Source organism: Terrisporobacter glycolicus ATCC 14880 = DSM 1288, assembly GCF_036812735.1.
Lineage (GTDB): Bacteria > Bacillota > Clostridia > Peptostreptococcales > Peptostreptococcaceae > Terrisporobacter > Terrisporobacter glycolicus.
Window position 1 is genome coordinate 3,759,261 of the sequence record NZ_CP117523.1, and the last position, 13,057, is coordinate 3,772,317.

11 protein-coding genes and 2 other annotated features are annotated in these 13,057 nt (G+C 29.6%); of the genes, 1 reads left to right on the top strand and 10 read right to left on the bottom strand.

All coding sequences use genetic code 11. The features are described 5' to 3' along the window. Positions 1–17: 17 nt before the first annotated feature. From pheT to infC, 8 genes are all read right to left on the bottom strand, one after another. Positions 18–2,411, bottom strand: coding sequence for a phenylalanine--tRNA ligase subunit beta (pheT, locus tag TEGL_RS18295; RefSeq protein ID WP_018592047.1), 2,394 nt, complete (start codon positions 2,409–2,411; stop codon positions 18–20). Positions 2,412–2,429: 18 nt separating this feature from the next. Then, positions 2,430–3,449: a phenylalanine--tRNA ligase subunit alpha gene (pheS, locus tag TEGL_RS18300; protein ID WP_018592046.1), complete on the bottom strand. Its 1,020-nt coding sequence runs from the start codon at positions 3,447–3,449 to the stop codon at positions 2,430–2,432. 58 nt (positions 3,450–3,507) lie between these two features. Next, positions 3,508–3,741: a binding site (T-box leader), on the bottom strand. 52 nt (positions 3,742–3,793) lie between these two features. Next, the gene (locus TEGL_RS18305) at positions 3,794–4,591 is read right to left on the bottom strand and encodes a TrmH family RNA methyltransferase (protein WP_018592045.1); all 798 of its coding nucleotides are present in this window, start codon (positions 4,589–4,591) and stop codon (positions 3,794–3,796) included. 11 nt (positions 4,592–4,602) lie between these two features. Next, the gene (locus tag TEGL_RS18310) at positions 4,603–5,265 is read right to left on the bottom strand and encodes a potassium channel family protein (RefSeq protein WP_018592044.1); all 663 of its coding nucleotides are present in this window, start codon (positions 5,263–5,265) and stop codon (positions 4,603–4,605) included. 29 nt (positions 5,266–5,294) lie between these two features. Beyond that, a complete protein-coding gene (locus TEGL_RS18315) occupies positions 5,295–6,662 on the bottom strand; it encodes a TrkH family potassium uptake protein (protein WP_018592043.1) in 1,368 nt (455 codons plus the stop codon). 216 nt (positions 6,663–6,878) lie between these two features. Next, the gene (gene rplT, locus TEGL_RS18320; protein WP_018592042.1) at positions 6,879–7,235 is read right to left on the bottom strand and encodes a 50S ribosomal protein L20; all 357 of its coding nucleotides are present in this window, start codon (positions 7,233–7,235) and stop codon (positions 6,879–6,881) included. Between the two features lie 76 nt (positions 7,236–7,311). Continuing rightward, on the bottom strand, positions 7,312–7,506 hold the full coding sequence (rpmI, locus tag TEGL_RS18325; protein ID WP_018592041.1) for a 50S ribosomal protein L35: 195 nt from the start codon (positions 7,504–7,506) through the stop codon (positions 7,312–7,314). Positions 7,507–7,533: 27 nt separating this feature from the next. Further along, positions 7,534–8,043: a translation initiation factor IF-3 gene (gene infC, locus TEGL_RS18330; protein WP_081617907.1), complete on the bottom strand. Its 510-nt coding sequence runs from the start codon at positions 8,041–8,043 to the stop codon at positions 7,534–7,536. A gap of 409 nt (positions 8,044–8,452) precedes the next feature. On the opposite strand from infC, the gene ftsH reads away from it, so the two are divergent. Next, complete coding sequence (gene ftsH, locus TEGL_RS18335) at positions 8,453–9,853, top strand: ATP-dependent zinc metalloprotease FtsH (RefSeq protein ID WP_018592039.1); 1,401 nt, start codon at positions 8,453–8,455, stop codon at positions 9,851–9,853. Positions 9,854–9,898: 45 nt separating this feature from the next. Here the strand turns inward: ftsH and thrS are convergent, their stop codons facing one another. Both thrS and TEGL_RS18345 read right to left on the bottom strand, forming a co-directional pair. Beyond that, positions 9,899–11,818 (bottom strand): threonine--tRNA ligase, encoded by a 1,920-nt coding sequence (gene thrS, locus TEGL_RS18340; RefSeq protein ID WP_018592038.1) that lies wholly within the window; start codon positions 11,816–11,818, stop codon positions 9,899–9,901. Between the two features lie 54 nt (positions 11,819–11,872). After that, positions 11,873–12,100 (bottom strand) — a binding site (T-box leader). 57 nt (positions 12,101–12,157) lie between these two features. After that, entirely contained in the window at positions 12,158–12,952 is a 795-nt protein-coding gene (locus tag TEGL_RS18345) for a putative sporulation protein YtxC (protein ID WP_018592037.1), read from the bottom strand. Positions 12,953–13,057 lie beyond the last annotated feature (105 nt).

Below are 13,057 nucleotides of genomic sequence, written 5' to 3' on the forward strand. Positions count from 1 at the left end.
CCCCTATCAAAGATGAGTTAGTTTGATCTTAATTTCGCATCTAGCTTTTCTTCTAACTCTCTTATTATATTCTGGTGTACTTTGTTTACATCCTCATCTGTTAGAGTTTTATCTTTACTTCTATATATGATAGAGTATGCTATTGATTTATATCCGTCAGCTATTTGTGAACCTTTATATACATCGAATAATTTATAACTTTCTAATAAATCTTCTCCATTGGCTTTTATTATATCTTCTATTTGTTTTACTATAACATCATCTTTAACTAAAAGAGCTATATCTCTAGAAGTTGATGGATATTTTGGCAATGGATTGTATATTATAGTTCTATCTGAGTTTTCAAATATTAAATCTAAATCTAATTCAGCAAGATAAACTCTTTGTCCTAAGTTATAGTTATCTATAACTTCTGGATGAACTTCTCCGAAAGTACCTATATATATATTATTATACATTATTGTAGCACATCTTCCTGGATGGAATGTAGTATTATTAGTTTCTGGTATTATCTCATAGTTTTCAAATCCTACTGCATCTAGTATTGTTTCTAATGCACCTTTTAATACAAAGAAGTTTACATCTTTACCGTACATACCTACACATAAGTGATTAGTTTCTATTGGTAATCCTTCTTGTGGAGTAAATGTATGACCACATTCAAAGGCTAATCCACTTTCAACTTTACGAGATATATTTGTATATAATACATTTAACATACTTGGCATCATTGTAGTTCTCATAACTGATGTATCTTCTCCAAGTGGGTTGATTAATTTAATATAATCTCTTTTTTTATCATCTTCAGGTAATTTTATTTTATCTAATGATTTTGGACTTACAAATGAATAAGTTAATATTTCATATAATCCTATGCTTGTAGCTGTATTTTTTACTTTATCCATGAATTTTTGTTGAGGTGTTTTAACACCAGCTGTTGCATTACCTTCTAATTGTTCTGAAGGTATATTTTCAAATCCATATATTCTAGCTATTTCTTCATATATATCAGCTTCTTGTTCTATATCTAACCTAAATGTTGGAACTTCTATAACTACTTCATCATCAGATTTTAAATCACATTTGAATTCTAAATCTTCTAATATTTTTACAAATCCATCTAATGATAAATCTATTCCTATATTTTTTATTATTCTTGATGGATTTACAGTTAAAGTTTGTGCTTCTTGTTTAATTTGATAATCTTCAACTGTACCTCTTAAAACTCTACCCGCACCAAGTATTTCTACTAATTGACAAGCTCTTTCCACACCTGTTATTGAAAGTTGTGTACAAACACCTTTTTCATATCTTCCAGATGCTTCAGTTCTAAGACCTAGTTTTTTAGAAGTTAATCTTATGCTATCAGCATTGAATGCTGCACCTTCAAATAATACTGCTGTAGTATTATCAGTTATACCTGAGTTTAATCCACCCATTATTCCTGCTATAGCAACTGGCTTTTCACCATCAGTTATAACAAGCATATCTTTGTCTAAAGTTCTTTCAACTTCATCTAATGTAGTAAATTTTTCGCCTTCTACTGCATTTCTTACAACTATTTTTCCAGTTGGAAGCTCATTTAAATCAAATGCATGTAATGGTTGTCCTTGCTCTAACATTACAAAATTTGTTATATCAACTATATTGTTTATTGGTCTGACACCAGCTTCTATAAGTCTTCTTTGCATCCAGTATGGAGATGGCTCTATTTTAACATCTTTAACTATTCTTGCTCCATATCTAGGACAAAGCTTAGGACTTTCAACTTTTACTTCAAAGTCTATGTCTTCATCACAAGCTTTTACTTCTATTTTAGGATATTTTATTTTTTCTCCTATAGTAACCGCTGCTTCTCTAGCTATACCTATAATAGATCTACAGTCAGGTCTATTTGCTGTTAATTCGAAATCTATTATTGCATCGTTTAATCCTAAGAATTCTTTTATATCTTGACCTATTACTAGATTTTCCATGTCATTTAAAATATATATTCCATTTTTACTTCTTTCGTTAACAAGGTTCTCATCTATTCCTAATTCTTCAGCTCCACATAACATTCCGTGAGATGCTTCTCCTCTTAATTTACCTTTTTTTATTTTTATTCCTCCAGGTAATGTAGAGTTAACTTTAGCGACTGGTACAAAGTCTCCTTCTAAAACATTTTTGGCCCCTGTACATATTTGTACAAGCTCTTCTTCTCCCACATTGACTTGACAAACTACAAGTTTATCAGCATTTGGATGTTGTGTTATTTCTTTTATTTGACCTACTACAACATTACTTATTTCTTCGCCTAAAAATTCTACTGTCTCAACCTTTGTTCCAGTCATAGTCATTTTATCAGCAAACTCAACTGTATCCATATCTATATTAACATAATCTCTTATCCATTTTACAGGTACTAACATTTTATTTTCCTCCTTTTATTAGAATTGATCTAAAAATCTCATATCATTTTCAACTAGTAATCTTATATCATCAATTTCGTATTTAAGCATTGCAAGTCTTTCAACTCCCATACCGAAAGCAAATCCACTATAAATTTCTGGATCTATTTCACAGTTTCTAAGTACATTTGGATGAACCATACCTGCTCCTAGTATTTCTATCCAACCTTCACCTTTACACATTTGGCATCCCTTGCCACCACATTTAAAGCAAGTAACATCTATTTCTGCACTTGGTTCTGTGAATGGGAAGTTATGTGGTCTGAATTTTGTTCTTGTGTTATCTCCAAATAACTTTTTAACAAATAATTCCAAAGTTCCTTTAAATTGAGCCATCGTTATATCTTTACCAACTACTAATCCCTCTATTTGGTGGAACATTGGTGAATGTGTTGCATCTAATGAGTCATTTCTGAAACATCTACCTGGAGATATTATTTTTATTGGTAACTCTTCATTTCTCATTGTTCTAACTTGAACTGGAGACGTTTGAGTTCTAAGTAGTAATTCATCATTGAAGTAGAATGTATCTGTCATATCTCTTGACGGATGGTTCTTAGGTGCATTTAATGCATCGAAGTTATTTCCTACAGTTTCAACCTCTGGACCTTCTGCCACAGAGAATCCTATTCCCATAAATATTTCAGTTACTTCATCTATTATTTGAGTTATTGGGTGTCTTTTACCAACTTTTAAAATTTTTCCAGGCATAGTAACATCTATTACTTCCTCCGCTAATTTTTTGTTTAACTCAATTTTCTTAATTTCTTCTTTTATTAGGTTTATTTCATTTTCTATAGCTTCTCTTACTTCATTGGCTATTTTACCTATTTCCGGTCTTTCTTCAGCTGATAATTTACCCATGCCTTTTAAAATTGCAGTAAGTTCACCTTTTTTACCAGAGTACTTTACTCTAAGGCTATCTAACTCTTCCATTGAAGAAGCTGCCTTAATTTCACTTAAAGCTCTTTCTTTTAAGCTTATTAATTGTTCTTTCACTTTTCTTCACCCTTTCATATAATTAATAATTCACAATAAAAAAAGCCCTTCATCCCTATCTAGGGACGAAAGACTGTTATTCGCGGTACCACCCTAGTAGTTTAATAATATAAAAATATTAATAAACCACTCAACAAAACTTAACGCGTTCAACGTTAAAGCCTACTGATTTCTGTTCAGCTTTAATGCTCCAGAGTGAACTTCTTATAAATACCTAGTAAATACTCACAGCAAATGTATTTTTCTCTTTCCTAAGTTAAATTATAATACTTTTCTCTATCATAGCTTTTTTGTATATAGTTTTTGTACAATTATAACATACTTAATATTGCATTTTCAACATATTAATCTAAACTTTTTTTAATTTCATACATTAATATAGCTGATGAAATAGCTGCATTTAATGATTCTGCATTCCCATAAATAGGTATTTTAACTAATATATCTGATTGATTTACTAATTCATCATTAACTCCATTAGCCTCATTGCCTATTACTAAAGCTGTTCTCTCATAATATTTTGTCTCGTGATAGTAATTGTCAGTATTAAGGTAGCTAGAAACCATTTTAAAATCCTTTAATCTTAATTCTTGTAAACATTCTTCTTGAGTACAATGTATGATTTTCATGTCAAAAATGGAACCCATTGTTGATCTAATCACTTTTGGATTGTATATATCTACGCAACCTTTTAATGTAATTATTGCATCTACGCCTGCTGCATCTGCTGTCCTTATTATAGTTCCCATATTACCAGGATCTTGTATTCTATCTAGTATTAATACAAATTTATCTTCATAATTAATATTATGTTCAATTTTTTTCTCTTTAAACCTAATTACACCTAAGATACCTTGTGTATTTTCTGTGTCTACCAACTCTTTAAATATTTTATTGCTAGTTTTAAATATTTTAATATTCTTTTCTTCTAATATATTTAAAAAGTTTTTATATTCTTCTCTTTCTTCAAAAGTTTCATTTATAAATACATAATCTAAGTCTGCATTGCATTCTATGGCTAAAGTTAAAATTCTATATCCTTCTATTATATACTTTGATTCCTTTTGTCTATTTTTACTTTTTAATAATGATTTCGTATACTTAACTTTTTCATTATCTTTACTACTTATGTTTATAGGCATTATATATTCTCCTATTTTGAATTTTTATCTTTGGCAACAATAGCACTTATATTACTATTTTTTCCTATTACTACTAAAATGCTATTTTCTTGTAGTTGTTCTTGTGGTGAAGGTATAACATTTATGTTGTCTCCATCTTTAATAGCTAAAATTGTGATTTCATATTTGGCTCTCAAGTCAAGCTCTATTAATGTTTTACCTATCCATTTATTAGGTGTTACAATTTCCATTATAGAGTATTCTGGATCTAATTCTATATGGTCCAATATATTATCTGATACTAAGTTATGAGCAACTCTTATACCCATATCTCGTTCTGGGAATACAACTCTGTCTGCTCCTATTTTGTATAAGACTTTTGCTTGCAATTCATCCTTAGCCTTACATACTACTTGCTCTACACCCATTTCTTTTGCTATAAGAGTAGCCATTATGGATGCTCTTATGTCTGATCCTATTGCTATTATAGCCACGTCAAAATTACCTAATCCTAATGACCTTAAAGCATATTCATCTGTAACGTCTACTGCTGCCACATGAGTAACCTTATCTGATAAATTTTGAATTATTTCTTCACTTTTATCTATAGCCATAACTTGATGACCTAATAAATTCATAGTTGTGGCTAGAGATGAACCAAATCTTCCACACCCTATAACTATATATTGTTTCATAAATTTTCATCCTTTCAAGCTTATAATTATTATCCTACTATTATCTTTCCTTCTGCATATCTAACTTTTGATTTTATTTTATTGCTTCTAGAAAGTAATGCTATGAAAATAGTAAGAGATCCTACTCTTCCTAAGAACATTAATATCATTATTATTATTTTTCCAAATGATGTTAGTGTAGGCGATCCTCCTAGGCTTAATCCTACAGTAGCAAATGCCGATACTACTTCAAAAGCAGATTCAAGTAGTGAAAATCCTGGACTCACTATAGTAAGCATTAATGTACCAAATAGTGCTACAAATACACCTATAAAGAAAATACCTAGTGATTTTCTAACCGTTGTACTACTTATTCTTCTCTGATAAACTTCTATATCTTCTTTGCCTAAAATAAATGATTTTACTGTTAAAAATAAAGTAGCAACTGTAGTTGTCTTAAGACCTCCACCTGTTGATGCTGGAGACGCACCTATAAGCATTAAAATTATCATTAAGAATAGTGTACTCTCTTTTAGTAAAGTTAAATCTATAGTACTATATCCAGCTGTTCTAAGTGTTACTGATTGGAATAATGAGGATAATAATTTTTCCTTCATACTAAGTTCACCTAGAGTTCCTTTATTATTAAACTCTACAATAAATATGAATAAAAATCCTATAGCAATAAGTATTGCAGTAGTGTTTATAACTATTTTAGAATGTACATTTAGTTTAGAGTATTTTTTATTATTTATTACATCTAATAAGACAGGGAAACCTATCCCTCCAAGTACAATTAACCCACAGATCACAAGATTTATTAATGAGTTATCAACAAAATACATTAAAGATGAGTACTCCCCTGATATTGGTCCCATTAAGTCAAACCCAGCATTACAAAATGCTGATATGGAATGAAATACGCTGTACCATATACCCTTTATTAATCCCAGCTTAGGAATGAATACAATAGATAGCAATAAGGCTCCTATACCTTCAATAGTAACGGTCATCATAATTATGTATCGCGTAAGTTTTACAAGACCTGACAAGTCTCTTTGATTTAGTGATTCTTGTATTAGTAATCTTTCTCTTAAATTTATTTTCTTTCCTGTTAATAAAGAAAACATGGTTGCCATAGTCATAAATCCTAATCCACCAATCTGAATTAAGCTTATAATAACAAGTTGACCAAATTCATTCCAGTAAGTGCTCGTATCTACTACAATCAATCCTGTAACACATACGGCAGAAGTGGATGTAAATAGTGCATTCAAAAGTCCGACACTTTTACCACTTTTTGCAGCTATGGGTAAATTTAATATAAGTCCACCAAATAATATTACTACCCCAAATCCTATAACCATTACTTGTGCTGGCTTCATAGTATTTGCTTTTATAAGTAGCTTTTTCAACATGGTTTTCAATTCTGTCTACCCCTCCTTCATTTATAAGAATTTTAACTATCACAATATTATAAAACAATTACTAGTTAATAACAACATTATACTATATTAATTATTTTTAACCTTTTATATTATTATTCTAGCAATTTAAGATATCTATGCAAAAAAGCACCTATAAACGACTATTGTCTCTTATAGATGCTTAGTATTCATTATAATATGAAGCTATTAAGCTAATTTAGCTTTAGCAACTTCTACTAATTTAGCAAATCCTTGTGGATCATTTATTGCCATTTCAGATAACATTTTTCTGTTAACCTCAACACCTGCTAATTTTAATCCATTCATTAATCTTGAATAAGATATTCCATTCATTCTAGCAGCTGCGTTTATTCTTTGTATCCAAAGTTTTCTGAAGTCTCTCTTCTTTAACTTTCTACCTATATAAGCATTTTTTAATGCTTTCATTACGAAATTATTAGCTGGTCTATATAATTTGCTTCTAGATCCTCTGAATCCTTTTGCAAGTTTTAACACTTTTTTATGCTTCTTACGAGCGTTCATCGCTTTTTTTACTCTTGCCATGTTCATGACCTCCTTTATTCTTATGTGTATTGTCTTTTATTTTCGATTCTATCACTTAAATTGAATTAATTACTTCTTAGTATGGTAATAATTGTGCTATTCTTTCAGCATCACCTTTTGTAACAATAGCAGATTGTCTTAAGTTCATTTTAGTTTTAGCTGATTTCTTAGTTAATATATGGCTTTTGAAAGCTTTAGCTCTCTTTAATTTTCCGCTTCCAGTTTTCTTGAATCTTTTAGCTGCTCCTCTATGAGTTTTCATTTTTGGCATGATAAATTCCTCCTCTCAGTTAATCATCTATTTTTTTGGATCTATAATTACAACCATGTTATTCCCTTCAAATGCTGGGGCTTTTGTTGGTTCTCCAAACTCTTTAACTATATCGATAAATTTAAGCATAACTTCTTTACCAATATCTTTATGTCCAAGTTCTCTTCCTCTAAAGCGAAGTTCAACTTTTACTTTATCTCCTTTTTTAAGGAATTTTATAGCATTATTAGCTTTTGTGTTTAAATCATTAGCTTCTATACCTGGTCTAAGTCTTATTTCTTTAACTGTTATAGTTTTTTGATTTTTTCTAGCTTCTTTTTCTTTTCTAGATTGTTCATACTTATGCTTACCATAGTCCATTATTTTACAAACAGGTGGCTTAGCATTTGGTGATATTTTCACTAAATCTAAGTTTTTACTATTTGCCATAGCTTGAGCTTCTCTAGAAGACATAATCCCTAACTGCTCACCAGTTTCTGAAATAACTCTTAATTCCTTATCTCTTATTTGATCATTGATTGATAATTCTTTGCTAATTGTAGGACACCTCCAAATTGTTTTATATAAAAATAAAAAGCGAATGATTGAATATCATCCGCTATATAAGTCAAAATTACTCTTAGTTTATGAAATACACATAAACTAAACTTATATTAACCTTACTAACCTGTGGCGTAAGGCGAGAACGGACTTCTTCTTGTTTTACTAATTATTTTGTAGTTTTAATCACTACTCCATATAATATACGCTTATTTGAGTTATTTGTCAACTATTTTCTTATAATTTTTTTCTATATATTAAATTTATAATTTTTCTGTTTCTAAGATCTCTTTTATGACAATACTCTTAATGTAAAAGTTTATTTTTTGAAATTTTTATAATAAATTTTTACATCTTTGGAAAATATAAAGTAAGTAATAATTATATCCCTCAAAGGTGGTTTAACATGAATATTATAAATAATTTTTTAAAAAAAATCAATAATCCAGTCCCTGTATTTGCTCAAACAAAACTGGAAAAAGAAAACTGCTCTGAAGATCATAGTAGCAGTAAACCCAAAACCACATTTAGAGATGTGGCAGGACTTGATGAAGTAAAAGAAGAATTATTCGAAGTTGTAGACTTTATGAAGTCTCCTGACAAATATATAAAAATGGGTGCCAAAATACCAAAAGGAATATTATTTTATGGTCCTCCTGGTACAGGAAAAACACTTCTAGCATCTGCTGTTGCCGGAGAAACAGATTCATCTTTCTTTAATGTAACAGGTTCTGAATTTGTTGAAAAATACGTTGGTGTAGGTGCTAAAAGAGTAAGAACTCTTTTCGAAAAAGCTAGAAAAGAAGCTCCAAGTATTATATTTATTGATGAAATTGATGCCATAGGAGCTAGAAGACATTCTGAAAGCAACAACGAAAAAGATCAAACACTAAATCAACTACTTGTAGAAATGGATGGTTTTAATAAGGATGACAATATTATAATAGTTGGTGCAACAAACAGACTAGATTTATTAGACGAAGCTTTATTAAGACCCGGACGATTTGATAGACATATACGCATCAATTCACCTAACTATAATAGTAGATATGAAATTTTAAAAGTTCATACAAAGAATAAACCATTACATAAAGATGTTGATTTAAAACTATTAGCTCGTAAAACTCATGGTTTTAATGGTGCACATTTAGCGAATATAGCTAACGAAGCCGCAATATTTGCAGTAAGAGACAATAGTAATGAAGTAACAAATTATCACTTCGACAAAGCTATAGAAAGAGTAATTGCTGGTATAGAGCAAAAAAACTCTGTATTAATTGAAAAAGAAAAGAAAATTGTTTCTTACCATGAAGCTGGACATGCCTTAGTCAGCAACATTGTAAATATTTGTCCTATACAAAAAATATCTATCGTTCCACGTGGGGAAGCTCTAGGATATGTGCTTCAACTTCCAGATGAAGATAGATATATTTACACAAAAGAAGAATTAATAGGAAAAATCAAAATATTACTAGCAGGAAAAGCTGCAGAGGAAATTATTTTTAATCATTTATCTACAGGAGCCAAAGATGACTTAAAGAAAGTTACTGACATTGCAGATCAAATGGTTTGCGAATATGGTATGAGCAAATTAGGCTTTATGACAATAGAAGGCAACTCAAAATCTTTTATGTCACAACAAGTTCAAAAAGAAGCAAATCAAATTGTTGAACAATGCTATAAGGAAACTTTAAAATTATTAAAAGAAAATATAAATGATTTACACCTTGTTGCTAATCACTTATACGACAAGGAAACTATGACTTTAGAAGAATTGCAATCATTAATTCAAAAAGAACCTTGCTAGAAATAAAAATAACCTAGGATTTAAATCCTAGGTTATTTTTATTAATTATTGTTCAACTATATTAACTCTTTCCTCATCTTCTTTTACTACCATAGATACGAAATCACTTAAGTTCATACTTCCCATTTCGCCTTTATCTCTCGATCTAACAGCTACTTGATTTTCTGTAGCTTCTTTTTCTCCTACAACTAACATGTAAGGTACTTTTTGAAGTTGTGCTTCTCTTATTTTAAATCCTATTTTTTCTGCTCTATCATCCATTTCAACTCTTACACCTGCATCAAATAAAGCTTTTTTAACTTCATTCGCATAGTCCATATATTTGTCTGATATAGGTAGTATCTTAACTTGAGTTGGAGCTAACCATACTGGGAATTTACCAGCATATTGCTCTATTAATATTCCTATAAATCTTTCTATACTTCCAAGAGCAACTCTGTGTATCATAACAGGTCTATGTTTTTCACCATCTTGTCCAATATAAGATATATCAAATCTTTGAGGTAATTGCATATCTAATTGAATAGTACCACATTGCCATGTTCTTCCTAAACAGTCTTTTAAGTGGAAGTCGATTTTTGGTCCATAGAATGCTCCGTCACCTTCATTTAGTACATAAGGTAAGTTTAATTCTTCTAAAGCTTCTCTTAAACCATTTTCAGCAGTTTCCCACTCTTCATCAGTACCCATAGAATCTTCTGGTCTAGTAGATAATTCTAAATGATATTCAAATCCAAATGTTTTATATACACTGTCTATTAGTTTTACAACACCTTTTATTTCATCTTTTATTTGTTCTGGTAACATGAATATATGTGCATCATCTTGAGTGAAAGCTCTAACTCTCATAAGACCATGTAAAGCTCCTGATAACTCATGTCTATGAACTCTACCAAGTTCAGCAACTCTCATAGGGAAATCTCTATAAGAATGTGGTTTTGCTTGATAGAATAACATACCACCTGGGCAGTTCATTGGTTTTATAGCAAAATCTTGTTCATCTATTTGAACTGTGTACATATTTTCTTTATAGTGGTACCAGTGCCCTGAAGTCTCCCATAAGTGTCTATTTAATATAATAGGAGTTTCTATTTCCACATATCCATCTTGTCTATGTATTTCTCTCCAATATTTTAATAAAGCATTTTTTAATTCCATACCTTTTGGTAAGAATAGAGGGAATCCAGGTCCTTCTTCTGGTATAAAGAATAAATCTAATTCTTTACCTAATTTTCTATGATCTCTTTTCTTAGCTTCTTCTAATAAATGTAGGTATTCTTCTAAATCTTTATTTTTTTCAAAAGATATACCATAGATTCTTTGAAGCATTTTGTTCTTTTCATCTCCACGCCAGTAAGCACCTGCTACACTAAGTAATTTAACAGCTTTTACTTTTTTAGTAGATAATAAGTGCGGTCCTCTACATAAGTCAGTGAAATCACCTTGTTTGTAGAATGATATGATTTCACCTTCTGGTAAATCATTTATTAACTCTTCTTTATATATTTCACCATTTTCTTTAGCCCAAGATAAAGCTTCTTCTTTTGGTAATTCAAATCTTTCAAGTTTTTGATCTTCTTTAGCTATTTTTTTCATTTCAGCTTCAAGTTTTGCAAGATCTTCCATAGTTAATCTTTCTTCTAAATCTATATCATAGTAGAATCCATTTTCTATGCTTGGTCCTATAGCAAATTTAGCATTAGGGTATAATCTTTTTATAGCTTGTGCTAACATATGTGCAGAAGTATGTCTAAAAACATCTTTTCCTTCTGCATCATCAAACTTAAATAAGTTTAATGTACAGTCTTTCTTAACCACATAGTCAAGTCCTACTACTTCATCATTAACAGATGCTGCAACGACTACTCTTGCTAAACCTTCACTTATTGATTTCGCAATTTCTAAAACAGAAAGTTCATTTTCAAATTCTTTTACTGATCCGTCTTTTAATGTAACTTTTATCATAATTTTACCTCCTAAAATATATTATTTTAACAATAAAAAAACTCGTCCCATAAAAATTGGGACGAGCTATATCTCGTGGTTCCACCCAAGTTGATATATATAATATACATATCCTCTTGATGACTATAAGGTAGTCAACCGAATACTTTCACATATACATGTTACTAAATTCTGCTCCAAGTTAGTTTTCAAATAGGATTATTTTTGATAAGCTCACAGCCAAGGCTCATCTTCTCTGTAAAACAATTTATCTATTTTACTTTGTCTCTTCATCACATTATTTTTAATTAACTTTAATTATATCAGATAGATATTTATCATTCAACCATAATATAATAATTAATTACTATATATTACTGTTACCTTCCCTTCAAATAATAGATTTACCATTTCTATAATATCTTTTGATTTATTATTATTTGAATTATCAAGTATTTCTATTTTCTTAGGACATAATGTCATTATTGCACTTATTAAAATATCTTCGTTATTTAAATCTTCTGATCTAGCAAGATTCATAATTTCTTCATTATTAAGATTTTCAACCTCTCTTCCATTTTCATCACTCAGGACAAAGTTACCATCTTTCATAATTGTAATTCTAAGTAATTCCATCTTTTCTTCTTGTATATCGATAAAATATTTTAAAGAATCTAGAAATTCTTTTTTATCTCTTTTTATTAAATGTTCTTCCATTGCAATATCACTTAGTATAGAAATATAACTAATAAAATCTTTCATTCTAAATTTAACAAATCCTTCTAAATTTAGGTCGTTATTTTCTATGATAAATTCATTTACTTTACTATATATAGTTTCTTTTATAAAATCTTCTTTTTTGTCAAATAAATTTACAGCTTCTCTATATACACTTTTTTTATCCTCTTCACTTATATTAGTGTAAGTTTTCCATATGTACTCTTTTAAATCTCTTTCTTTTATTAAGCCTATTATTAAATCTGAAATACCAGAGCAAAGTGTGTCACAACTTTTCATTTTAGACATATTTACATATATACTGTCTAAAGTTTTATCATAACTAATCAATTTAGAGTAATTCTTTCCATGGAAATATTCTTTAATTAGTCCTATATCTTGGGGTAAAAAACTTATTTGCATCATTTTGTCTGTCATTGTATCGCCCCTTCCAAATAATTAAAAGAAACTTATTCTAGTTTAATACATCGTTTTTTATATATTGTCATGGTTTTAATACACTTTACCCCGATAAATTATTTA